The organism is Streptomyces europaeiscabiei, from assembly GCF_001550375.1.
GTDB lineage: Bacteria > Actinomycetota > Actinomycetes > Streptomycetales > Streptomycetaceae > Streptomyces > Streptomyces europaeiscabiei.
Genome location: NZ_LRTR01000276.1, coordinates 1 through 23150, shown reverse-complemented (window position 1 = coordinate 23150; position 23150 = coordinate 1). Strand labels below are relative to the sequence as shown.

The 23150-nt window shown below is 68.4% G+C and carries 20 protein-coding genes, 2 tRNA genes and 2 pseudogenes; 18 read left to right on the top strand and 6 right to left on the bottom strand.

All coding sequences use genetic code 11. The features are described from left to right. The first annotated feature begins 153 nt into the window (after positions 1 to 153). The 8 genes and pseudogenes from gnd to AWZ10_RS55475 form a co-directional block, all read left to right on the top strand. A complete protein-coding gene (gene gnd, locus AWZ10_RS13140; RefSeq protein WP_046703983.1) occupies positions 154 to 1029 on the top strand; it encodes a phosphogluconate dehydrogenase (NAD(+)-dependent, decarboxylating) in 876 nt (291 codons plus the stop codon). 104 nt (positions 1030 to 1133) lie between these two features. After that, entirely contained in the window at positions 1134 to 2258 is a 1125-nt protein-coding gene (recF, locus tag AWZ10_RS13135; RefSeq protein WP_060891142.1) for a DNA replication/repair protein RecF, read from the top strand. Then, a complete protein-coding gene (locus tag AWZ10_RS13130; RefSeq protein ID WP_208618491.1) occupies positions 2255 to 2788 on the top strand; it encodes a DciA family protein in 534 nt (177 codons plus the stop codon). The genes recF and AWZ10_RS13130 overlap by 4 nt, the downstream gene beginning before the upstream one ends. A gap of 419 nt (positions 2789 to 3207) precedes the next feature. After that, a complete protein-coding gene (gyrB, locus tag AWZ10_RS13125) occupies positions 3208 to 5247 on the top strand; it encodes a DNA topoisomerase (ATP-hydrolyzing) subunit B (RefSeq protein WP_173531479.1) in 2040 nt (679 codons plus the stop codon). 42 nt (positions 5248 to 5289) lie between these two features. Next, positions 5290 to 7896, top strand: coding sequence for a DNA gyrase subunit A (gene gyrA, locus AWZ10_RS13120; RefSeq protein ID WP_046703986.1), 2607 nt, complete (start codon positions 5290 to 5292; stop codon positions 7894 to 7896). Positions 7897 to 7914: 18 nt separating this feature from the next. Then, positions 7915 to 8733, top strand: coding sequence for a DUF3566 domain-containing protein (locus AWZ10_RS13115; protein ID WP_046703987.1), 819 nt, complete (start codon positions 7915 to 7917; stop codon positions 8731 to 8733). A 168-nt stretch (positions 8734 to 8901) separates the two neighbouring features. Continuing rightward, positions 8902 to 8978 (top strand) — tRNA-Ile (locus AWZ10_RS13110). A gap of 553 nt (positions 8979 to 9531) precedes the next feature. After that, a pseudogene (locus AWZ10_RS55475) lies at positions 9532 to 9852 on the top strand (DUF6083 domain-containing protein); the annotation flags it as partial. Between the two features lie 9 nt (positions 9853 to 9861). On the opposite strand, the gene AWZ10_RS55065 reads toward AWZ10_RS55475, so the two are convergent. Continuing rightward, positions 9862 to 9987: a hypothetical protein gene (locus tag AWZ10_RS55065; protein ID WP_267893554.1), complete on the bottom strand. Its 126-nt coding sequence runs from the start codon at positions 9985 to 9987 to the stop codon at positions 9862 to 9864. 402 nt (positions 9988 to 10389) lie between these two features. After that, complete coding sequence (locus tag AWZ10_RS13105; RefSeq protein ID WP_060891141.1) at positions 10390 to 10740, bottom strand: DUF6344 domain-containing protein; 351 nt, start codon at positions 10738 to 10740, stop codon at positions 10390 to 10392. 409 nt (positions 10741 to 11149) lie between these two features. Here AWZ10_RS13105 and AWZ10_RS47630 point away from each other — a divergent pair, with 409 nt between their 5' ends. Together AWZ10_RS47630 and AWZ10_RS13100 are read left to right on the top strand one after the other, a co-directional pair. Next, positions 11150 to 11278, top strand: coding sequence for a DLW-39 family protein (locus AWZ10_RS47630; protein ID WP_003999697.1), 129 nt, complete (start codon positions 11150 to 11152; stop codon positions 11276 to 11278). Between the two features lie 437 nt (positions 11279 to 11715). Beyond that, positions 11716 to 13191: a hypothetical protein gene (locus AWZ10_RS13100; RefSeq protein WP_060891140.1), complete on the top strand. Its 1476-nt coding sequence runs from the start codon at positions 11716 to 11718 to the stop codon at positions 13189 to 13191. A gap of 309 nt (positions 13192 to 13500) precedes the next feature. On the opposite strand, the gene AWZ10_RS13095 is transcribed toward AWZ10_RS13100, so the two are convergent. Together AWZ10_RS13095 and AWZ10_RS13090 are read right to left on the bottom strand one after the other, a co-directional pair. Further along, positions 13501 to 15426, bottom strand: a complete 1926-nt coding sequence (locus AWZ10_RS13095; RefSeq protein ID WP_060891139.1) for a serine/threonine-protein kinase — start codon at positions 15424 to 15426, stop codon at positions 13501 to 13503. A 281-nt stretch (positions 15427 to 15707) separates the two neighbouring features. After that, on the bottom strand, positions 15708 to 16256 hold the full coding sequence (locus AWZ10_RS13090; protein WP_037689714.1) for a helix-turn-helix domain-containing protein: 549 nt from the start codon (positions 16254 to 16256) through the stop codon (positions 15708 to 15710). A gap of 182 nt (positions 16257 to 16438) precedes the next feature. Between AWZ10_RS13090 and AWZ10_RS13085 the strand changes: the two genes are divergently transcribed. After that, a tRNA-Ala gene (locus AWZ10_RS13085) sits at positions 16439 to 16511 on the top strand. 459 nt (positions 16512 to 16970) lie between these two features. Here the strand turns inward: AWZ10_RS13085 and AWZ10_RS13080 are convergent. Beyond that, a complete protein-coding gene (locus AWZ10_RS13080) occupies positions 16971 to 17672 on the bottom strand; it encodes a DUF5324 family protein (RefSeq protein ID WP_060891160.1) in 702 nt (233 codons plus the stop codon). 361 nt (positions 17673 to 18033) lie between these two features. Between AWZ10_RS13080 and AWZ10_RS13075 the strand changes: the two genes are divergently transcribed. Next, positions 18034 to 18567, top strand: a complete 534-nt coding sequence (locus AWZ10_RS13075; RefSeq protein WP_037689715.1) for a peptidylprolyl isomerase — start codon at positions 18034 to 18036, stop codon at positions 18565 to 18567. Positions 18568 to 18697: 130 nt separating this feature from the next. Next, positions 18698 to 19597 carry a rhomboid family intramembrane serine protease gene (locus tag AWZ10_RS13070; RefSeq protein WP_046703139.1) on the top strand — a complete coding sequence of 300 codons (900 nt, stop codon included), beginning with the start codon at positions 18698 to 18700 and terminating at the stop codon, positions 19595 to 19597. A gap of 303 nt (positions 19598 to 19900) precedes the next feature. On the opposite strand, the gene crgA is transcribed toward AWZ10_RS13070, so the two are convergent. Then, a complete protein-coding gene (gene crgA / locus AWZ10_RS13065) occupies positions 19901 to 20155 on the bottom strand; it encodes a cell division protein CrgA (RefSeq protein ID WP_037689717.1) in 255 nt (84 codons plus the stop codon). 142 nt (positions 20156 to 20297) lie between these two features. Here crgA and AWZ10_RS13060 point away from each other — a divergent pair, with 142 nt between their 5' ends. The 5 genes and pseudogenes from AWZ10_RS13060 to AWZ10_RS13045 all read left to right on the top strand — a co-directional run. Further along, entirely contained in the window at positions 20298 to 21146 is an 849-nt protein-coding gene (locus tag AWZ10_RS13060) for a DUF881 domain-containing protein (protein WP_060891138.1), read from the top strand. A gap of 17 nt (positions 21147 to 21163) precedes the next feature. After that, a complete protein-coding gene (locus AWZ10_RS13055; protein WP_060891137.1) occupies positions 21164 to 21856 on the top strand; it encodes a class E sortase in 693 nt (230 codons plus the stop codon). 53 nt (positions 21857 to 21909) lie between these two features. Continuing rightward, positions 21910 to 22071, top strand: coding sequence for a hypothetical protein (locus AWZ10_RS50135; RefSeq protein WP_037689719.1), 162 nt, complete (start codon positions 21910 to 21912; stop codon positions 22069 to 22071). After that, entirely contained in the window at positions 22068 to 22718 is a 651-nt protein-coding gene (locus AWZ10_RS13050) for an aminodeoxychorismate/anthranilate synthase component II (protein WP_046703137.1), read from the top strand. The genes AWZ10_RS50135 and AWZ10_RS13050 overlap by 4 nt, the downstream gene beginning before the upstream one ends. Continuing rightward, a pseudogene (locus AWZ10_RS13045) lies at positions 22715 to 23150 on the top strand (class E sortase); the annotation flags it as partial. The gene AWZ10_RS13050 and the pseudogene AWZ10_RS13045, both read left to right, overlap by 4 nt.

Here is a 23150-nt window from a genome sequence, read left to right as displayed (position 1 = left end):
GCCCGGTGGATCACCGGGCCCTCGGTGTGAAGCCGCAGGTCGGGGTGTACGTATGAGCGGGTATGCCCACAGGTGTGCGTGAGTGTGCGGGTTTAGGCTCGTGCGTGGGTACGCAGGTGCCCTCATGCCACGTCGCAACCTAAGGAACAACTGATGGAGCTCGGTCTCGTCGGCCTCGGCAAGATGGGCGGCAACATGCGCGAGCGGATCCGCCGCGCAGGTCACACCGTCATCGGATACGACCGGAACCCGGATCTCGCCGATGTCCACAGCCTCGAGGAGCTTGTGGGCAGGCTCAAGGGCCCGCGGGTCGTGTGGGTGATGGTCCCGGCCGGTGCAGCCACCCAGTCGACCGTCGACGAGCTGGCCGAGCTGCTCCAGCCCGGCGACGTCGTCGTGGACGGCGGCAACTCCCGCTGGACGGACGACGAGAAGCATGCCGAGGAGCTGGCGGCCAAGGGCATAGGCTTCGTCGACTGCGGTGTCTCCGGCGGAGTCTGGGGTCTGGAGAACGGCTACGCGCTGATGTACGGCGGTGACGCGGAGGACGTCGCCAAGGTGCGGCCCGTCTTCGACGCGCTGAAGCCCGAGGGTGACCTCGGCGCGGTGCACGCCGGCAAGGTCGGTGCCGGGCACTTCGCGAAGATGGTCCACAACGGCATCGAGTACGCCATGATGCAGGCGTACGCCGAGGGTTGGGAGCTCCTGGAGAAGGTCCACTCGGTGACGGACGTCCGCGAGGTCTTCCGTTCCTGGCAGGACGGCACGGTCATCCGCTCCTGGCTGCTCGACCTGGCGGTGAAAGCCCTGGACGAGGACGAGCACCTGGACGGGCTGAAGGGCTACGCACAGGACTCGGGCGAGGGCCGCTGGACCGTGGAGGCCGCCATCGACCACGCCGTGCCGCTGCCGGCGATCACGGCCTCGCTCTTCGCGCGGTTCGCGTCGCGCCAGGAGGACTCTCCGCAGATGAAGATGGTCGCGGCGCTGCGGAACCAGTTCGGCGGCCACGCGGTCGAGAAGAAGTAGCCCACGGCACCGAAGGCAAGACCGCACACACGAAACAGTCGACGAGAAGTCGTTCACAGGTCCGCACAGCGGTCCACAACCCTGGGGGAGGTCGGCACCCGACCATGCACGTCACGCATCTGTCGCTGGCCGACTTCCGCTCGTACGCCCGGGTCGAGGTCCCGCTCGACCCGGGCGTCACCGCGTTCGTGGGCCCCAACGGGCAGGGCAAGACGAACCTGGTCGAGGCCGTCGGCTATCTCGCGACCCTCGGCAGCCACCGGGTGTCGTCGGACGCGCCCCTGGTCCGCATGGGCGCCGACCGCGCGGTGATCCGGGCGCAGGTGCGGCAGGGCGAGCGGCAGCAGCTCGTCGAGCTGGAGCTGAACCCCGGCAAGGCGAACCGGGCGCGCGTCAACAGGTCGTCGCAGGTCAGGCCGCGTGATGTCCTCGGCATCGTGCGAACGGTGCTGTTCGCGCCGGAGGACCTCGCGCTGGTCAAGGGTGATCCCGGTGAACGGCGGCGCTTCCTCGACGAGTTGATCACCGCACGGGCCCCGCGCATGGCGGGCGTGCGCTCCGACTACGAGCGGGTGCTCAAGCAGCGCAACACGCTCCTCAAGACGGCCGCACTGGCCCGCCGGCACGGCGGCCGCACCATGGACCTGTCCACGCTCGACGTGTGGGACCAGCATCTCGCGCGCGTGGGCGCCGAGTTGCTCGCCCAGCGTCTGGACCTGGTCGCCGCGATCCAGCCGCTCGCCGACAAGGCGTACGAGCAGCTGGCACCTGGGGGCGGACCGGTGAGTCTGGACTACAAACCTTCCTCGCCCGCCATTGTCGGCCACGCGCGAGAGGAGCTGTACGAGCAGCTGATGGCCGCCCTCGGCGAGAGCCGCAAGCAGGAGATCGAGCGGGGCGTCACCCTCGTAGGGCCGCATCGGGACGATGTGAACCTCAGACTCGGCCAGCTCCCCGCCAAGGGATACGCCTCCCACGGCGAGTCCTGGTCGTACGCTTTGGCGCTGCGGCTCGCCTCGTACGATCTGCTGCGGGCCGAGGGCAACGAGCCGGTGCTGATCCTCGACGACGTCTTCGCCGAGTTGGACGCCCGTCGGCGGGAGCGTCTGGCGGAGCTGGTCGCGCCGGGCGAGCAGGTGCTGGTGACGGCCGCGGTCGACGACGACGTACCTGGCGTACTGGCGGGGACGCGGTACACCGTGTCCGACGGGACGGTGGAGCGCGCATGAGCGGATCCGAGGGAGCCCCCAAGCCTCCCGAGCCTTCCGGTGTGGACCTCGCGCGGGTGGCGCTGCGCGCCGCTAAGGAGGCCGCACGCGCGCGAGGGGACGCCGCGCAGCAGAAGAAGCAGGTGCGACGGGGTGCCGGTCTGCGCTCCGGCGCGCGTGCCGACGGCCGCGACCCGATGGCCCTCGGCTCCGCCATCAACCGGCTGATCACCGAGCGCGGCTGGGAGACCCCGGCCGCCGTCGGCGGGGTCATGGGCCGCTGGCCGCAGATCGTCGGTGAGGACCTGGCGAGGAAGTGCGTACCGGAGCGGTACGACGAGGACGAGCGGGTCCTGCATGTGCGGTGCGACTCGACGGCGTGGGCGACGAACCTGCGGCTGCTCGCCCCGCAGCTGGTGGCCCGGCTCAACGAGGACCTCGGCCATGGCACCGTAAGGCTGCTCAAGGTCCACGGCCCCAGTGGTTCCGCCCGTCGCTACGGGCCCCTGCGTGCCCCGGGGAGCACCGGGCCCGGCGACACCTACGGGTGACCGTAGTCACATTTCAGGGCGCCTCCGTGTCCATGACCGGGGGTCCTTCGCTGCCCGCCGGACGGCCGTGTGCTCCGGCGCGCACGGTCGCGTGCGGTTGCGAACGCCGACCTGACCCGGGAGTAGCAAAGGGTTCACAGTCGGAAGCGCTGAGTGCCGCTGTGAGCCTCTTGGAGCCCCGTTCCGCATATGGGGAGTCGGGAGAGACCGGTTCAGGGCGGCACATGCGGACTCAGGTACCGGCAAACCCCCATCACTGTCGGCGCTACCGGTAGACTGGAAGCTAATCCCGCCCCATTGGTGGGGACCGCTTCGGAAACTCTCTGCAACGCTGACAAAGGCTTTCACCGCAACATGCCGCAGCCGCTCCGGCAAACCCGCCGGGCGCCTGGTTTGTGCTGTGCCAGAAAGGGCGCTTCGTGGCCGATTCCGGCAACCCCAACGAGAACATCCCGTCCACCGGCGCCGGCGTCAACGGCGAGGTCACAGCCTCGTACGACGCCAGCGCCATCACCGTCCTCGAAGGGCTGGACGCGGTCCGCAAGCGGCCCGGCATGTACATCGGCTCGACCGGTGAGCGTGGTCTGCACCACCTGGTGCAGGAGGTCGTCGACAACTCGGTCGACGAGGCGCTGGCCGGTCACGCGGACACCATCGACGTGACGATCCTCGCCGACGGCGGCGTGCGCGTCATCGACAACGGCCGCGGCATCCCGGTGGGCATCGTTCCGTCCGAGGGCAAACCCGCCGTCGAGGTCGTGCTGACCGTGCTGCACGCGGGCGGCAAGTTCGGCGGCGGCGGCTACGCGGTCTCCGGCGGTCTGCACGGCGTCGGCGTCTCCGTCGTGAACGCCCTGTCCAGCAGGGTCGCCGTCGAGGTCAGGACCGACGGCTACCGCTGGACGCAGGACTACAAGCTGGGCGTCCCGACGGCTCCGCTGGCCCAGCACGAGGCGACGGACGAGCACGGTACGTCGGTCACCTTCTGGGCCGACGGCGACATCTTCGAGACCACCGAGTACTCCTTCGAGACGCTGTCGCGGCGCTTCCAGGAGATGGCGTTCCTCAACAAGGGGTTGACGATCAACCTCACTGACGAGCGCGAGGTGGCGAAGGCCACAACCGGTGCGGACGAGGCGGGTGCCGACGAGAAGGACGAGGTCAGGACCGTCTCGTACCACTACGAGGGCGGCATCGTCGACTTCGTGACGCACCTCAACTCCCGCAAGGGAGACGTGGTGCACCCGACCGTCATCGACCTGGAGGCGGAGGACAAGGACAAGAGCCTGTCCCTCGAGGTCGCGATGCAGTGGAACACCGGTTACAGCGAAGGTGTGTACTCCTTCGCCAACATCATCCACACGCACGAGGGCGGTACGCACGAAGAGGGCTTCCGGGCCGCGCTGACCTCGCTGATCAACAAGTACGCGCGCGACAAGAAGCTGCTCCGTGAGAAGGACGACAACCTCACGGGCGACGACATCCGCGAGGGTCTGACCGCGATCATCTCGGTCAAGCTCAGCGAGCCGCAGTTCGAGGGCCAGACGAAGACCAAGCTGGGCAACACGGAGGCGAAGACCTTCGTGCAGAGGGCGGTCTACGAGCACCTCAACGACTGGCTGGACCGCAATCCGGTCGAGGCCTCGGACATCATCCGCAAGGGCATCCAGGCGGCCACCGCGCGCGTGGCGGCCCGTAAGGCCCGTGACCTCACGCGTCGCAAGGGTCTGCTGGAGACGGCGTCGCTGCCGGGCAAGCTGTCCGACTGCCAGTCGAACGATCCCATCAAGTGCGAGATCTTCATCGTCGAGGGTGACTCCGCCGGTGGTTCGGCCAAGTCCGGCCGCAATCCGCAGTACCAGGCGATCCTCCCGATCCGCGGCAAGATCCTGAACGTGGAGAAGGCGCGGATCGACAAGATCCTGCAGAACCAGGAGATCCAGGCGCTGATCTCGGCCTTCGGTACCGGGGTCCACGAGGACTTCGACATCGAGAAGCTGCGCTATCACAAGATCATCTTGATGGCGGACGCCGACGTCGACGGCCAGCACATCAACACCCTGTTGCTGACCTTCCTCTTCCGCTTCATGCGCCCGCTGGTCGAGGCCGGACACGTGTTCCTGTCCCGTCCCCCGCTGTACAAGATCAAGTGGGGCCGGGACGACTTCGAGTACGCGTACTCGGACCGTGAGCGCGACGCCCTGATCGAGCTGGGCCGGCAGAACGGCAAGCGGGTCCGCGAGGACTCGATCCAGCGCTTCAAGGGTCTCGGCGAGATGAACGCCGAGGAGCTGCGCATCACGACGATGGACCAGGAGCACCGGGTCCTCGGCCAGGTCACGCTCGACGACGCCGCGCAGGCCGACGACCTGTTCTCGGTCCTGATGGGCGAGGACGTCGAGGCGCGCCGCGCGTTCATCCAGCGCAATGCCAAGGACGTCCGCTTCCTCGACATCTGAGTCGGTCTCAGCTGACCGCACCAGAAAGGATCTTCACCAGCAATGACCGACGAGACACCTCTTTCCCCCACCGGTCCGAGCACTCCCGAAGAGGGCGAGGTCGCCCTGCGCGTCGAGCCCGTCGGGCTCGAGACCGAGATGCAGCGCTCGTATCTCGACTACGCGATGTCCGTCATCGTCTCGCGCGCGCTGCCCGACGTACGGGACGGTCTCAAGCCCGTCCACCGCCGGGTCCTGTACGCGATGTACGACGGCGGTTACCGGCCCGAGAAGGGCTTCTACAAGTGCGCCCGCGTCGTCGGTGACGTCATGGGCACCTACCACCCGCACGGCGACTCCTCGATCTACGACGCGCTGGTCCGTCTCGCGCAGCCGTGGTCGATGCGGATGCCGCTGGTGGACTCCAACGGCAACTTCGGTTCCCCGGGCAACGACCCGGCCGCGGCCATGCGGTACACCGAGTGCAAGCTGAAGCCGCTGTCCATGGAGATGGTCCGTGACATCGACGAGGAGACCGTCGACTTCACGGACAACTACGACGGCCGCAACCAGGAGCCGACGGTTCTGCCGGCGCGCTTCCCGAACCTGCTGATCAACGGTTCGGCGGGCATCGCGGTCGGTATGGCGACGAACATCCCGCCGCACAACCTCCGCGAGGTCGCGGCCGGTGCCCAGTGGTACCTGGAGAACCCCGAGGCCTCCCACGAGGAGCTGCTCGATGCCCTGATCGAGCGCATCAAGGGCCCGGATTTCCCCAGTGGTGCCCTGGTGGTGGGCCGCAAGGGCATCGAGGAGGCGTACCGCACGGGCCGTGGCTCGATCACGATGCGCGCGGTCGTCGACGTCGAGGAGATCCAGAACCGCCAGTGCCTGGTGGTCACCGAACTCCCGTACCAGGTCAACCCGGACAACCTCGCGCAGAAGATCGCCGACCTGGTGAAGGACAGCAAGATCGGCGGCATCGCGGACGTCCGCGACGAGACGTCGTCCCGTACGGGTCAGCGCCTGGTCATCGTCCTGAAGCGGGACGCGGTCGCCAAGGTCGTCCTGAACAACCTGTACAAGCACACCGACCTGCAGACGAACTTCGGCGCGAACATGCTGGCGCTGGTGGACGGCGTACCGCGGACCCTGTCCCTGGACGCGTTCATCCGGCACTGGGTGACGCACCAGATCGAGGTCATCGTCCGGCGTACGCGCTTCAGGCTGCGCAAGGCCGAGGAGCGCGCGCACATCCTGCGTGGCCTCCTGAAGGCCCTGGACGCCATTGACGAGGTCATCGCGCTGATCCGGCGCAGTGACACCGTGGAGATCGCGCGTGAGGGCCTGATGGGCCTTCTGGAGATCGACGAGATCCAGGCCAACGCCATCCTGGAGATGCAGCTGCGCCGGCTGGCCGCTCTGGAGCGCCAGAAGATCGTCGCCGAGCACGACGAGCTGCAGGCGAAGATCCGCGAGTACAACGCGATCCTCGCCTCGCCGGTGCGTCAGCGCGGCATCATCAGCGAGGAACTCGCCGCGATCGTCGAGAAGTTCGGCGACGACCGCCGCTCCAAGCTGGTGCCCTTCGACGGTGACATGTCCATCGAGGACCTGATCGCCGAAGAAGACATCGTCGTCACGATCTCGCGCGGTGGCTACGTCAAGCGCACGAAGACCGAGGACTACCGTTCGCAGAAGCGCGGCGGCAAGGGCGTACGCGGTACGAAGCTCAAGGAAGACGACATCGTCGACCACTTCTTCGTGTCGACCACGCACCACTGGCTGCTGTTCTTCACGAACAAGGGCCGCGTCTACCGGGCCAAGGCCTACGAGCTGCCGGACGCCGGACGTGACGCGCGTGGACAGCACGTCGCCAATCTGCTGGCCTTCCAGCCGGACGAGTCGATCGCCGAGATCCTCGCGATCCGCGACTACGAGGCCACGCCCTACCTGGTGCTCGCCACCAAGGGTGGTCTTGTGAAGAAGACGCCTCTGAAAGATTACGATTCGCCCCGTTCCGGCGGCGTCATCGCGATCAACCTCCGTGAGAAGGAGGACGGTTCCGATGACGAACTGATCGGAGCCGAACTCGTATCGGCCGAGGATGACATCCTTCTGATCAGCAAGAAGGCGCAGTCGATCCGCTTCACGGCGACGGACGAGGCGCTGCGGCCCATGGGCCGTGCCACCTCGGGTGTCAAGGGCATGAGTTTCCGTGAGGGGGACGAGCTGCTCTCGATGAATGTTGTTCGACCCGGTACGTTCGTGTTCACTGCCACAGACGGCGGGTACGCGAAGCGGACCGGCGTCGACGAGTACCGCGTCCAGGGTCGCGGTGGCCTCGGTATCAAGGCCGCCAAGATCGTCGAGGACCGCGGTTCGCTCGTCGGCGCGCTGGTGGTCGAGGAGACCGACGAGATCCTCGCCATCACGCTGTCGGGCGGTGTGATTCGTACGCGAGTCAACGAGATCAGGGAAACCGGCCGTGACACCATGGGCGTCCAACTGATCAACCTGGGCAAGCGCGATGCCGTGGTCGGCATCGCTCGTAACGCCGAGGCAGGGCGGGAGGCGGAGGAGATCGACGGCGACGAGGCCGTTGACGAGACCGCCGAGGGTGCCGCGACGACCGGTACGGACGAGGGTGAGGCGCCCTCGTCCGAGTAGCACGAGGAGTGAGTCAGCGTGAGCGGAGCCACGGGCGCCGGATCGTCCGGTACTTCGGCCGGCACTTCGACCGGGTCGGAGGCGGACGGCGGCGGCCGTGGCTCCGCCGCGCGTGCGATGGACACGCACACGACCCAACTGAAAGCGATCAAGACGGGCGCGACCGATTCGGCCGCGCCCGCGCCCTCGCCCGAGAAGTCTGGATCCCAGGGGGGAACCGTGACGGACACCCGTGGTCCGCAGACCCAGCAGCCCGCGCCGGGCAGCCCGGCCGCGGCTGCGGGCGGGCCCGCCCGCCAGGCTCCGGCGCAGCCCCCGGCCCAGGCGGCTCAGTCCGGTGGTTCCGCGCTGCCCGGTGAGCGGCAGTCGCAGCAGCAGGCCGGCCCGTACCACCCGCCGCAGGCCTACCAGCCGGTGCCGGAAGGCTCGTCCCGCAAGCCGCGTACGGGAGCGCGCACGACGCCTCGTACGCGCAAGGCGCGATTGCGGGTGGCCAAGGCCGATCCGTGGTCCGTGATGAAGGTCAGCTTCCTGCTCTCCATCGCTCTCGGCATCTGCACGGTCGTCGCGGCCGCGGTGCTGTGGATGGTCATGAACGCGATGGGTGTGTTCTCCTCGGTCGGCGCCACCATCTCCGAGGCCACCGGCTCCAACGAGTCCAACGGATTCGATCTGCAGTCGTTCCTGTCGCTGCCCAACGTGCTGATCTTCACCACGGTCATCGCGGTCATCGACGTCGTCCTCGCGACCGCCCTCGCCACTCTCGGCGCCTTCATCTACAACCTGTCCGCAGGCTTCGTGGGCGGCATCGAGCTGACGCTCGCCGAGGACGAGTGAGCGCGGAGAGGATGTAGGGGACGGAGTACGGGGACAGCGCCGAACGCCGTCCCCGACAGGGCTCCCCACCGCGTCATGGCCCCCCTCCGGGTATCGATTTTGGGACTCCCCACGTCGTGCGCTAATCTTCAGGAGTCAGCGCGCGGGACACACACCGCAGAGCGCGGCGGGGCTATAGCTCAGTTGGTTAGAGCGCATCCCTGATAAGGATGAGGCCACAGGTTCAAATCCTGTTAGCCCCACCATCGCGAAGACCCCCAGCCGGTACCGGCTGGGGGTCTTTGTCATCCACGGCTGACATCGGGGTCATCCATGGCTGACATCGAGCCGGATTCCGTTCGCTGTCGCCGACCGCGCATGTGTGCAGGCGTCCATGGTCATGCTGATCCGGCTGTGCCGGAGGGTCGCCCGAGCGTCCTCGGGGTGCGCCTTGAGCAAGGCGAGCAGGGTGCCGCAGGTGTGCTGGTGAGCCGGACGGTGATGCGGCGCGCGCCGGCCTGCTTCATGAGCCGATCGAAGGTCTGGGAGAAGAGATCTTCCGTTCCGGTTCTTGAATCCCGTGACACTCGGCCACGGCAGGGGCGCAGAACTACCTCAGCGGGAGCACAGTCAGCGACGTTCACCGCGGCGCGGCGCGGCCTGGTAGGAAGACCCGGACGCAGGCAGGCCGCGTCGAGGTGGTGGGCGAGAGCCGCTCAGGGCCGTTGCGGACAAAGCCTTGTGATGTGGGATTGACCTGTCGAAAAGGCCAATTCGCGCTCTACTCCACTTCGCTCAGAGCCACTCACACTCGAACATATGGGGGCGACAGGTGACCGTGACGAGCGTGCGTGCCAGCACTGTGGAGAACCCGACCCGAGTGTCCACAGCCGGGGACGCATCGATCTCATAGCCGAACTCTGCGACGTCTGTTGGGGTCGACTCGCAAGCTCGATGGCGCAGAGCGAGGGGGCCACGGCGCCACCCAGGCCGGAGCCGGTTCCCGACGACGTGATGTTCATCGAGCCGCCAACCTGTGCCCTGTGTGGCGCTGACATCCGTATCTACCCAACGGTCTACGACCGGTGGGTCGGCCTGGCCACGGCAGAACTACCGGCCAAGGCGGTCCCCGAGCGGTTTCGGTGGCGTCTAGTCAAGATCCAGACGCCTCGGTCGCCCGTGGTCGTCGATGTTGTGGCCGTCCGGGTGCGAGGTATTGATCCGCTTCCCGGAGAGCAGGTAGTACCGGCTCATCAGATGCTGTGTGCCGGACAAGAGGCGGAGCGACCGCCTGGCAGGGGTGCGCTTGATGCCGACATCAGCGGCTGACACCAACGGCAGCGAACGGGGGCGGGCCCGGAAGGTCCGCCACGACCGCCGCTGAGCCGCCCACCCGGCTAATCGCAGGGCCCAGAAGCCGCCATGATCTGAGCGATCTGGTGGGTATCAGGCCACGGGATCAAAATCTGTACGCCGCATCAGTAGGAACGCCCTCGACCGGCAGCGGTTTACGGCGTTCGTCGTTCACGGCGGGGGCTGGCGGGGGCTGGCGGGGGCGCGTATGCGGGAACCCCCGGCCGTCCCGGCCGGGGGTTCCCGTTGTGCTGTGAGGCTGTACTACGGGGCGTCGTACGCAAGATCGCCACGATGGTTGTGCGGGATACTGCCCGGCCCGAATCAGCGCTGGAGGGGTGCGGCGGGCTGCTCGACTTGCGGGAGAGGGGGCTCCAGGGCGGCGCCATCCATGGCTGCCGTGTCCAAGGGCGTGCGGTGGCGGCACGAGGGCGAGGAGCCGTGGGCCTCGGCGCGGATGCGTTGCTTCATCGTGGGGGGCAGGGCGCGATCGTGAGGCCGGGCCGGGGGAGTCATCGCCGCCGATGTCGTCGTGGGGGCCGCGCAGTTGCGGGTGCTCTTGGTCTGCGGTACCGCGGCCGACGCCGTGGTCGTGATCAGTCCGAGCGCCGTGCACAGGGCAAGGACGGCGGTGACGACGGCGGTCCACAACTTCATGACCTTGTTCTGGGCCATGGCCCCTCACTTTCGGGTTGGGCGATTTGCGTACTTTCCTCATGATGTGTATGGGGGCTCCGAAAGCACGGACCGACGCCCATGGCGCGTGGATCTTCGGATGAACACCACTCGGATGGACGCAAGGGGCTCGGAAGGCCCCCCGGGGGGCCCGCAGGTGCCTGCCGGAGGCCGTGGGAATGCGCAGGGCAGGGCGTACGGGGGCGGGGCGCGGCCTCCGAGGCTCGTCGCGTGTGCGAGATGTGGGGGACCTGTGTGATGAGCCTGCGATCGGAACAGTGGCGTCCGGTTCTACTGCGGTCTTCCCGGCGGGAGTTGAGGGGGCGACGCAGGTCACCGATCGGTATCGGTCGGTGTGTATAGTCGGGCGCCAGAGGTCCCCTACGTCAAGGAAAGACGAGGTCGCGCGGTGAAGAAGCTTCTCCTGGTCGCACTGGCCGCCATCGGCGGGCTCCTCGTGTACCGCCAGATCCAGGCGGATCGCGCCGAGCAGGATCTGTGGACGGAGGCAACTGACTCCGTGCCCACGGGTTCGTGAACATCGACATCAGTCTCAGAGCAGACCCCGGCCGCGCTCGCGGTCGGGGTTTTGTGTCGCTCGGGCACGCAGTCCACGCCATTCCGGATATTCATGCGCATACCCCTGGCTTGTGATTCGCCTTGGCAAACGATTCGGTTGCCTGGGTGAAGCGGCGGTCTGTGTAGAGGCCGTTTTCGGCCGCTCCTTCTCAGGAACGCGGGCACCGGCGCGCGGGGCCCGGCAGGATGGGCGCGTTCAGGGCCGTGGCTTCCGGGAGGCTGCTGCGTAGCCACGACCGCTGGGCGGGGTCTGCCGGCATGTATCCGGGCATCGACTGCCCGGCTTCTCCACGGGCCTTCTTCCGGGCTTCGACTTCGGAGCCGCGACTTCGGGTCTACGACGAGGGGTGGCGCTTGATGGGGCGGCGCACGGTCTGGTGGCGAATTGCGGCAGCCATGGGCGCGGCCCTGTGCGCGACGGCGGCGTCGATCGGACCCGCCGGGGCGGCTGACGCACCCACTTCGTACGCCTACGCCTACGCCGAAGACGCGAGGACGGTGGAGGGCGCCACGAGCAGCACGGGAGCCCTGCGGCTGGAGGCCGGCAAGACATACCGGAGCTCCATCGGCCCGGGCGGCAAGCTCTACTACCGCCTCGATCTCGGTGCCGCCGCCCATGCGTACGTCTCGGCCACAGCCGTACCCGGTGCCGGAGCGGCGGTAGCCTCCGCCGACGGCGTCCGGGTGTCCCTGCAGGACGCCGACGCACATCGCTGCTCCTACGAGACCGCCCGCTTCGGCCCGACCCGCAGTGCGCACCCCGTCACCGCCTGGGCCTCGCGTGAGATCGGCAGCGACGAGTACATGTGCCAGGAGGCAGGGGCGTACTACGTCGTCGTGGAACGGGTCGGCTCGGCCGCGGGAACCGGTACGGGGACGAGTGCGGGCTCGGCTACCGGCTCGGTGTCGGGCTCGCCCTCGGAGGGCTCGTCGGAGGAGTGGGGGCTGGAGATCGGCTTCGTGTCGGAATCCGCTGTGACGACAGGCGGTTCGACGAGTGCCCCCGAGAGCTGGAACTCCGCTCCGCCCGAAGGCCTGTCCGGTGACCCCGAGCTGCGTCGCGGTGGCAGCGGCTTCGCGACGGCGAGCCCCGTGACGCAGGGCGTCTGGCAGGACAAGGCCGGGATCGGAGCCGGGGAGACGCTCTTCTACAGGGTGCCCGTCGGCTGGGGGCAGCAGCTGTACGCCACCGCCGAACTGGGCAGCACGACCGAAGGCGACGGGTATGTGGGGAACGCGTTCGTCATGTCGCTCTACAACCCCGTACGCGGCTTCGTGGACGACAGGACCGCCAACTACGGGGGCGAGCAAAAGTCCACCGCCCTGGAGCCGCTCCCGCCCGTCGCGTACGAGAACCGTTTCTCCCCCGACGACGAAGTGAGCGGGATGCGGTTCGCCGGCTGGTACTACCTGGCGCTGCACCTCGGGACGTCGGTCGCCGACCGGTATGGCGAGGAGCCTCTCGGGTTGACCCTGCGGGTGCGGCTGGAGGGCAAGGCCGGGGCCGGGCCGAGGTATCTGGGTGCTTCCGAGCCGAGCGGGGTTTTCGAGGTCACCGCGGAGGATCAGGAGGCCGCGGAGAGCGGGACCACAGGAGACACGCTGGACGGAGCGGGGGACAGCGGCGGTGGAGAAGACGCGGAGACTTCCGGTGGTGGGGAGGGTTCCGGGACATCCTCGGGCACCGGGGACCGGCGTCTCGCCATGACGGTCGTCGCGGCGGGCGGCATCGGAACGGGGAGCCTGCTGGTGTTCGGGCTCGTGGTGTGGACTCTCGTGGCGCGCAGGAGGGCGCCCGTCGGTGCGCAGGAGGAGCGGACGAAGGCGGGCACGGCTCCGCGGGGGCGGCATGGGGCGTCCCGGGGGTGGTAGGACGATCAGCTGCGGCTTGGCAGGGTAGGGCGGGGGATGGCCGCGTGGGCGCCGGCCCCGGAGCAAGCCGGTAGCAGGTACTGGCCGCCTGGTCGTCGCCTTGTGCTGGTTGTTGTGGCTGGTGAGCTGTATCGGCCGGGCGCTGGCGGGCGCGCCTGGGCAGGCGGGCCGCTGTGTCAGCGGTCGTGGCTGACTCAGCGGGGCGCAGGGCGAGGGCCGTTGGATGACGCGGAGTCGGCCGATGGGATGTGCCGATATCGCTCAATATCAGTGGGTATCTTATGATATTGGCCGTTTTCCCCGGGGGATTCAGAGTTGGCCCAGTGCCCAGAACCCCACGGCGAAGCAGGCCAGTGCAAGCAGAAGGACCGGCAGGACGACCTTGACGGGCGGGCCCGGACGGCGTCGGCGAAGCGCCCGCGATCGACGTGGAACCTGTGACGGGCGAGCGGTGTATGAATCAGTAGAGGCGTAAGCGTGCTGCTGCACCGCCGTGGTCGGGGCCTGGGAGAGGCCCAACGGCGGGTGTGACTGGGGGGAGGGCACATGCGCGGGTTCGGGGTGTTGTGCTGGGGCAGCTTGGACGGGCGTCGCGGTGGGGGGAGTGGCCTGCTGCTCGGGTTGGTGCTCTGGGTAGCCAGGTTTGGGGGTGTGCTGCTGTTCCGCCTGCCACGACGGTGCATGGGCGGCGAGTGCCTGGGGCGGCGGCAGATGGAAGCTGCCGGTGTCCGACATCGTGGACGGCCGCGGGGGCACGGGGTCGCGTTCGGGCCGAGGGGGTACGGCGGTGGAGGGCGACTCGGGCGACACGTGGCCGGCGTGCGGCGGAGACGCCGAAGATGCCGAGGGGGAGGAATCGCGAGACCACTGCCCGGCACCGGCACCGGCACCGGCACCGGTGGAGTTGGTGTGGGGTGGGGCGGTGGTGGGCATGGGCGGCGGCGATATGGAACCCGTGTGTGGGGGCTGGGGCACGGAGCCTGTGCTCGGTGCGGGTAGCGCGGTGCCTGGGCCGGGACGGGGCGGCGGGCCCTGAGGCGGCGGGCTGGATGCCGGCGGATTGTGAGGCGGCGGCGGTGTCGTCTCCGTGCCGGACGGTGAGGCGACCCCCATGACCGGCACTGAGGACGATGGCGAGGGCGAATACGCAGACACGGAAGGCGGTGAAGCAGCGGAGGGGAAGGAGGCGGAAGCCGAGGGAACGGTGGGACCCCAAGGAGATGAAGGGGCGTGCCGACCGGGCAAGTCGGAAGGAGCGTCCGTACCTGGGCTGGAGGTCGGCGAAAACGTGCCGCCAGTGCCCGTTCCGCTGGTGCCCGTGCCTGTTCCGGTCTTGTCCAGCCCTGACGCCCTCTGCAGGGGTCCGTCGGGGACGAAACCCTCGGGGAGCGGGCCGAGTTGGTCGAATACCTCCACCAACTCGTCGTCGGGCCCAGGGGCGGGCAGGAGCTCCCTGGCCGCGCCAAGAGCCTTGCGGGCGCCCGTGGCCGTGCGGAAGCGGGAGTTGGGGTCGGGCTGGAGCAGTGTGGCGATGACCTGCCACAGAGGCTCGGGGATGCCTCGCGGGGCGTTCGGGGTGCCGTGGGCGGCGAAGTGCTCGATGAGGGCCTTGGCGTCGGGTTTCGCGCCCTGCAGGAGGTACAGGGCGACGAGGCCCACCGCGAAGAGGTCGGCCGGGAAGTCCGGGTCGGCGCCCAGCATCTGCTCGGGAGCGAAGTAACCCGGCGTTCCCACCACGTAGTTGGTCTCGGTCAGGCGGGGTTCGCCCAGACGCATGGCGATGCCGAAGTCGGACAGGCGCAGGCGGGGCCGCGCCGTGCCGGTGGCCTCCAGCAGCACGTTGGCGGGCTTGATGTCGCGGTGGATGACGCCCTCGGCGTGCACGGCGGCGAGGCCGGACAGCAGTTGGTCGAGCAGGTCGCAGACGTAGGCGGGCGGAAGGGGACCGTAGTCGTTGACGAGGTTGACCAGGGAGCCCCCGGCCACCAGGTCCATGGTGAACAGGACCTTGTCGTCGTCGGCAGCCCAGCTGGCGGGCGCGAGCACGTGGGGGTGGTCGATCCGCACGGCCTGCTCGCGGACGAAGCGCAGCAGGGCGTGCGCGTCACGCTGTTGCAGGACCTTGGCGGCCACATAGCGGCGGCGGCGGTGGTCCCAGGTGCGCCAGACCGCGCCGACTCCCCCGCGCCCGATCGGGTCGACCAGTTCGTACCGGCCGGCGAAGACCTCACCCATGGCTGTGCGTCGTTCCCCCTTCGGCTCACCCCTTGGCTGCCCGTCGGCGGAGGACACGGCGCTCGCGCCGTCCTCCGCGGAGCCGGCTCGCACGTGCCCGGCTGCCCCCGGAGCTTGCTTCTCGCCTCTGTCCCCCTGCCACTCTGTTCTGCTGCACTTGTCGGCTCTCCTGGAGCCTACGTCTACGTCTTCGTGGCTCTCGAGGGGCCTACAGACCCCTCGCCGACCTCATCGGCCTCGGCCCGGCCGCCGAACCCCCTTCCGGGGACCGGGCCTTGGGCTCAGTTCTGGTGGGACTGGTAGTGCGCCACCGCGTCCGAGGTGCGGCCCGCGCCGTACACCCGGAGGAACTCTGCCAGTTCCGGGTGGGTCGGGGCGAGAGTGTCCGCCGCGTCGATGATGTCGCCCGCGGCCGCCACCGAGCGAAGCAGCGACTGGATCTCGCGGACGACCCGCTTGACCGTGGGCGCTCCCGAACTCGTCGTCGACTGCGTGGTGTTGCTGAGCACTGATCCCCCCTGTGACTTCTTGATCTCGTCCATGCGCTCGGTCGCCTCGGCGGCGCTCACGCTGCCGTCCGCGACCTGACCCGCCAGGTCCTGCAACAACTGCACCCGCTGGACCACTGCCGGGTTGCCGATCTTGGCACGCTGACCACTCATCAGCTGCGACAGCATCGGTGCGGACAGGCCCAGCACCCCCGCGAGACGGGCCTGGTTGAGACCCAGGTCCTCGATGAGCCTACGGAAGAGCGCCCCCAGCGGCTCTCCGTACCAGTTCCGCTGCAGCTCCCGGGCTCTTGCGGTCGCTTCCTGCTGTGCGGCGTCCATTGCGTCTCCCCATCGCTTCCCCAAATACCGTGGTTCGCTGTAGCGAACCACGACGAGCATCTTACGGAGAGTGGTCGTTCACGGGGACCCCCAATCTTTTTGCGAGATCCCGGGGGTGACCCGGTACTCTGGTCTGCGAAGCCTCCCGGTGGTCGGTTGTTCCGGGTGGACACTTCCCTTTCGGGGCCTTAGCTCAGTTGGTAGAGCGCTGTCTTTGCATGGCAGATGTCAGGGGTTCGACTCCCCTAGGCTCCACAGTGGATTGGCCGGGCCGGATGTCTCAGGACATCCGGCCCGGCCTTTTTCCTGCCCTCGGTACCCAGTCGTCGGTGGAGTCTGGGATGGGGGCCCATCGCGATCGCTATCTGTGCACTCCGTGCAGAGGGGGCCGCTGGGGCGGGGTGACGGCCGCTGGCACGTGTCGGCGTACGCATATGCGAAAACGGTGCTCTGTGTCACAAGGGTGCGCGGCGGAATGTGTGCATCACCCTTCGCAACCGGATCAATACATTCCGGGGTGCCGTGTTCCCTGCCCTGGAGGGTGGGACGTTTCACGTGAAACAGCCCTGTGGGGCAGAAGACCTGCAAGTCTTCTGCCCCACAGGGCTGTTGAAAGGTGTCCCGCCGAACGTGCCTCCGGGCACGCGAGGCCGAGCCGGAAGAGTTCGTCACGGGACGGCGGCAGCCGCGAAAAATTTCCTCGGCCGCCGATCCTCAGCGGCGGTCGTCGCGGTCGGCTGCCTCCTCCTCGGCCTGCTTGGCCTGGACCTCGGGGTCGAGGGCGGACTGGCCGCTGCCGTCGACGGAGGACAGGCGACCGGGGTCGGAGACCTCGGTGGCGGCGGGAGGCTCGACCAGCCAGTCGGGGTTGGCCTGCTTGTCCCACCACTTCCAGGCGGCGAAGGCGCCGCCCGCCAGGACGCCCAGCACGGCCAGGCCCTTGACGGCGCTGCCGAGCCTCGCGCGGCGCTGCTGCCTGCGGACCAGCTTCTGGATCTGCTGGGGCGAGACCTGTCCGCGCAGGGCGGCCAGCGCCGCGACACTGCGGGCGGTGGCCTCCTCACGGACGGGGCCGGCGGCGGCCACGGCCTGTTCGATGCGGGGACGGGAGTAATCGGCGGCCTGGCGGGCCGCCTTGCGGGTGCGGACGGCGGCTTCATGGGCCGCGTAGTCGACCTTCGGCGGCACATGCGTGCGAGCCTGCTCCAGGCGCGGGACGACAAGGGCGCCGTACTGGACGCGTGCCTGTTCCGCAGCCTGTGACACCTTCGGCGCGATCAGTACGCGTGCCTCGTGCGCGTAGTGCGAGGCCTTGTCCTTTGCCGTGTCGGCGTAGGGCGCCACCACTTCCGCGGCGTGCAGCACGCTGTCCTTGGCCGAGCCGGTCGCGGCGCGCACGCTGTCGATGCGGGTCACGGGATCCTCCTCCTCGGTGGCGTACGTCATTCGACTTTCCACCCTTTTGGGGATCATGCCTCCCGGAGCGATCCGGGGCATGTGCGGGCGGGCATCCGGGTCATGGGCACCGACTCCGGCTGATCATCGAGCAGGAGCCGCTCTGAACCGGTCACGTGCAATATGAGGATGAATATGGGACAACGGGAACTTGTCCCCGACAGTGCCGACAATGCCACGGATCGCCGCGAAGCGCGCCGGTGCCGGGGGTACTCGACCGGTTTTCCGCGCACCCGCCGTACGAGAGGGTGGGCGTCGGGGGACGGACCGCGTCGTCCGTGCGAGGATCGGGGGAGTCACAGAGGACAACGGAAGGCAGATCGTGGCAGAGCAGCTGTACGCCACCCTGAAGACGAACCACGGCGACATCGAGGTGCGGCTGCTGCCGAACCACGCGCCCAAGACGGTCCGTAACTTCGTCGAGCTCGCCCAGGGCGAGCGTGAGTGGACCAATCCGGCCACCGGCCAGAAGTCCACTGACAAGCTCTACGACGGCACGGTCTTCCACCGGGTGATCAGTGGATTCATGATCCAGGGCGGTGACCCGCTGGGGAACGGCACCGGTGGTCCCGGATACCAGTTCGCGGACGAGTTCCACCCGGACCTCGGCTTCGACAAGCCCTACCTGCTGGCCATGGCCAACGCCGGTCCGGGCACCAACGGCTCGCAGTTCTTCATCACCGTCTCCCCGACGGCGTGGCTGACCCGCAAGCACACCATCTTCGGTGAGGTGGTCGACGCGGCCAGCCAGAAGATCGTGGACGCCATCGCCGGTGCCCAGACCAACCCGCGCACCGACCGCCCGGTCAACGACGTCGTCATCGAGTCGGTCGTCGTCGAGACCCGCCAGGGCTGAGCCCGCCGGGGTTCACCTCGCGAGGGCCGGACCCGAAAGGTTCACCAGGTCCCGAAGGGAACCAATCGCCCCGCCCATCCGTAAGGATGGGCGGGGCGATTGGTTCCGCACAGGAGATGGAGGGGACCCGATGGACCAGGTGCCGAGCGGCTCGCAGGACGCGCAGAGCCTGCCCACCTGCTACCGGCACCCGGACCGCGAGACGGGTATCCGCTGCACCCGCTGCGAGCGCCCCATCTGCCCCGAGTGCATGGTGAGCGCCTCCGTGGGCTTCCAGTGCCCCGAATGCGTCCGCGGCGGATCCAGTACGGGCCACGCGCCCTCGGCCTCCGCCCCGCGCACTCTCGCGGGCGGCACGGTCGCCGCCGACCCCCGGCTCCTCACCAAGATCCTGATCGGCGTGAACCTGCTGCTCTTCCTGGTGCAGATGTCGGTGGGCGACACCTTCACAGACCGGTTCAGCCTCATCGGGCGGGCCTGGGTCCCGGAACTGGGCTCCTCGTTCCAAGGCGTCGCCGAAGGCCAGTGGTACCGGCTGGTGACATCGATGTTCCTGCACAGCAGCAGCAGCGTCACACACATCCTGTTCAACATGCTCAGCCTGTGGTGGATCGGCGGTCCTCTGGAGGCGGCCCTCGGCCGTGCCCGCTATCTGGCGCTCTATTTCGTCTCCGGCCTCGCCGGCAGCGCGCTCACCTACCTGCTCGCCGAGCAGAACCAGCCGTCGCTCGGCGCCTCCGGCGCCATCTTCGGCCTCTTCGGCGCGACCGGCGTCCTCATGCGCCGCCTCAACTACGACATGCGTCCGTTGATCATCCTGCTGGTGATCAACCTGATCTTCACCTTCAGTCCGATGTTCAACATCGCCTGGGAAGCCCACGTCGGCGGCCTGGTCGCCGGTGTCCTGATCGGCTACGCGATGGTGCACGCACCGCGTGAGCGACGGGCGCTGATCCAGTACGGCGCGTGTGCTCTGGTCTTGGCCGCCGTGGTGGTCATGACGCTGCTCAGGACCGCGCAGCTGACCTGAGGTGATGTCGGGCCTTCACCGGTCAGGCCCTTCATCGGCACTGTTACAGCACTGTTGTCCACAGACCGTGGCGGATCTTGTGCATAGAGTTCGGGAACAGGTGTGCCCCCTGTCGCTCACCTACGTTCTCGCAGGTCAGGCAGGGGGCGAACATGCTTGCGGATGCCGGTAGGTCAGTCATACCGGCGTCAACGCCCGGTGAGTTATCCACAGATGGTCGTTCTTTTTCCCCACTGTGGAAAACACCTGTGGATAACTCCGGGGATAGCTCTGGGGAGAGCTACTTCCACCGGGCGGGGACCTCTACTTCCACTGGGTCGAGACGCCGAATCCCGCGGCGATGAACCCGAAGCCGACCACGATGTTCCAGTTGCCGAGCGAATCGATCGGCAACGAACCGTCGGTCACATAGAAGACCACGATCCAGGCCAGCCCGATGAGGAACATGGCCAGCATGACCGGGGCCACCCAGCCATGGCTGTTCAGCTTGATGTTCGTGGCCTGCTTGGACGGCGGCGGCGTGTAGTCGGCCTTCTTGCGGATACGTGACTTCGGCACGAGGGTCTCTCCTGTCGATGCGCTGCGTGGCCGCGCAGGGAACTGTGGCGGGCTCCGGGGCAGCGTACAAGGGGACACTGATTGCTCCCCCGGGCGTCCGTTAGCGTAGTGCTTCCGCGGCGCCTAAGGAGATAAGGGTACGTTGAGCAATTCAGCCGACTCCCCCAAGGCTGGTTCCGGCACCTCCCCGGAGGCCGGGTCCGGTGACTCCTCCGGGACCGGCTCCGAGCCCGCTGCCCGGAACGGGGACACCTCCACCCGCGGCGGGATCCGCCCCGTGCGCGTGCTCACGGTCGGGGTCTTCGCCCTCGCCGGGCTGATCTTCTTCACCAGCTTCGACACGGCCAAGGGCACCAACATCCGTACGGACGCCTCGTTGCTGAAGCTCTCCGACCTCATCCAGGAGCGCAGCCACAAGAACGGGCAGCTCGACGAGTCCAACGCGGTGCTCCGGGACGACGTCGAGGCCCTCGCCGAGCGGGACGACGGCAGCACCGACGCCGAGGACGCCCGACTCAAGGCCCTGGAGAAGAACGCCGGCACCCAGAGCCTCAAGGGCGAGGCCCTCACGGTCACCCTCAACGACGCTCCGCCGGACGCCACCGCCAAGCTCCCCGGTTACCCCGAGCCGCAGCCCGACTATCTGGTCATCCACCAGCAGGACCTGCAGGCCGTGGTGAACGCCCTGTGGCTGGGCGGCGCCCAGGGCATCAAGGTCATGGACCAGCGGCTGATCTCCACCAGCGCCGTGCGCTGCGTCGGAAACACCCTGATCCTCCAGGGCCGCGTCTACTCGCCCCCGTACAAGATCCAGGCGGTCGGTGACCCGGAGAAGCTGCAGAAGGCGCTCGCCGCGAGCGAGGCGATCCAGAACTACATGGTGTACGTCAACGTCTACGGGCTGGGCTGGAAAGTCACCGAGGACGGGCCGGTGACTCTTCCCGGCTACTCGGGCACAGTGGATCTGAAGTACGCGAAGCCCGTGGAGTAACGGCAGCCGGGGGACCCGTGTCGGTGCGCGTGATCGTGAGGACCGTCAGCGAACTCTGTATCACCGCCGGCGCCCTGATCGTGCTCTTCGTCGTCTATGTGCTGTTCTGGACCGGCGTGAAGGCCGACACCGAGATGGACCACCAGGTCGACCTGCTCCAGGACCAGTGGGCGAAGCAGCCGGCGAAACCGACGTCCGGCCCCGGCGCCTCGGTGGCTCCGGAGCCACCCGCCCCGTACAGGGACGCCAGGCCCTTCGCGCTCATGTACATCCCGCGCCTTGGTGCGACGTGGAACAAGCCCGTCCTCGAGGGCACGAAGACGGACACTCTCAAGAAAGGGCTCGGGCACTACGCGAACACCACGCAGCTGGGGCAGAAGGGGAACTTCGCGGTCGCCGGCCACCGCCGCACCTACGGCGATCCCTTCAAAGATTTTCCCAAGCTGCGCCCCGGCGACGCGGTCGTCCTGACCGACGGCGATGACTGGTTCACGTACGTCATCGACAAGAGGCCCTATCGGACATTGCCCACGGACGTCCAGGTCATCGACCCCGTGCCGACGAAGTCCGGGTACACGCGCGCGGGGCGCTATCTGACGCTGACGACGTGCGACCCGGAGTGGGGACACAGTCATCGGCTCATCGTCTGGGGCCATCTGGATTCCACACAGCCTGTGGAGTCAGGGAAACCGGAGGCACTACGCCGTTAGTCTGGTGGCGGTACGGCGTGAGTCCGGTGGCGTGGTGTGAAGGAAGGGACGGCATGTACGGCTGGATCTGGCGGCATCTGCCGGGTAACGCGTGGCTGAAGGCGCTGGTTTCCCTCGTGCTGACCCTGGCCGTCGTCTATGTCCTCTTCCAATACGTCTTTCCCTGGGCGGAGCCCCTGCTCCCCTTCAACGATGTGACGGTGAACGACCAGTGAGTGCCGCCCGACCCGCCCGGGTCCTCGTCGTCGACAACTACGACAGCTTCGTCTTCAACCTGGTCCAGTACCTGTACCAGCTGGGTGCCGAGTGCGAGGTGCTGCGCAACGACGAGGTGGCGACCTCCCACGCCCAGGACGGTTTCGACGGGGTGCTCCTGTCCCCCGGGCCGGGCACTCCCGAGGAGGCCGGCGTCTGCGTCGACATGGTCCGCCACTGCGCCGCGACCGGCGTCCCCGTCTTCGGTGTCTGCCTCGGCATGCAGTCCATGCAGGTGGCGTACGGCGGTGTGGTGGACCGCGCTCCCGAACTGCTGCACGGCAAGACGTCGCTGGTGGAGCACGAGGGCAAGGGCGTCTTCGCAGGCCTGCCCACCCCGTTCACCGCGACCCGCTACCACTCCCTGGCAGCCGAGCCGACGACCGTACCGGCCGAGCTTGAGGTCACGGCGCGCACCCACGACGGGATCATCATGGGCCTCAGGCATCGTGAACTGCCCGTCGAGGGCGTGCAGTTCCACCCCGAGTCGGTGCTCACCGAACACGGCCACCGCATGCTCGCCAACTGGCTGGCGGAATGCGGCGACCAAGGGGCCGTGGCGAAGTCGACCGGGCTCGCCCCCGTGGTGGGCAGGGCCACGGCGTGACGGCACTGCGCCCCGAGCGCGAGAGTGCCCCCTACGGCGGCGAGGCCGCGTACGGGGGCGCCGAGTCGTTCGAGGCGGAGGCCTTCGATCCCGGGGCGCCGTTCGGCGACGCGGCCGAGCCCCGGCAGTGGGCCGCCCAGCAGGCGCCGCAGTACGCCCCGGGCGACTGGTACGGGCAGCAGCAGCCGTACGCGAGGCCCTCGTTCGAGCCGTACGAGGCCTACGAACAGCGTCCCCAGGCCCCGTACGACGGTCCGTACGACGCCTCTGCGACGGTGAGTGCCCGTGCCGACTTCTCGGCCGACACCGCCCACGAGCACCCTCCGATCGACGAGGAGACCGTGGCGCTCCGGGTGGAGGAGGCGAGGCGGACAGCGGCAACGGCCGAGTACATACCTCCCCAGGCCGTCACGGCGGGCCGTGCGGCCCGCC

Excerpts from the sequence above, each read along its gene's own strand:
- gnd (WP_046703983.1), top strand. The coding sequence starts at position 154 with ATGGAGCTCGGTCTCGTCGGCCTCGGCAAGATGGGCGGCAACATGCGC.
- recF (WP_060891142.1), top strand. The coding sequence starts at position 1,134 with ATGCACGTCACGCATCTGTCGCTGGCCGACTTCCGCTCGTACGCCCGG.
- AWZ10_RS13130 (WP_208618491.1), top strand. The coding sequence starts at position 2,255 with ATGAGCGGATCCGAGGGAGCCCCCAAGCCTCCCGAGCCTTCCGGTGTG.
- gyrA (WP_046703986.1), top strand. The coding sequence starts at position 5,290 with ATGACCGACGAGACACCTCTTTCCCCCACCGGTCCGAGCACTCCCGAA.
- AWZ10_RS13105 (WP_060891141.1), bottom strand. The coding sequence starts at position 10,740 with ATGGCCCAGAACAAGGTCATGAAGTTGTGGACCGCCGTCGTCACCGCC.
- AWZ10_RS13100 (WP_060891140.1), top strand. The coding sequence starts at position 11,716 with ATGGGCGCGGCCCTGTGCGCGACGGCGGCGTCGATCGGACCCGCCGGG.
- AWZ10_RS13095 (WP_060891139.1), bottom strand. The coding sequence starts at position 15,426 with ATGGGTGAGGTCTTCGCCGGCCGGTACGAACTGGTCGACCCGATCGGG.
- AWZ10_RS13090 (WP_037689714.1), bottom strand. The coding sequence starts at position 16,256 with ATGGACGCCGCACAGCAGGAAGCGACCGCAAGAGCCCGGGAGCTGCAG.
- AWZ10_RS13070 (WP_046703139.1), top strand. The coding sequence starts at position 18,698 with ATGGACCAGGTGCCGAGCGGCTCGCAGGACGCGCAGAGCCTGCCCACC.
- AWZ10_RS50135 (WP_037689719.1), top strand. The coding sequence starts at position 21,910 with ATGTACGGCTGGATCTGGCGGCATCTGCCGGGTAACGCGTGGCTGAAG.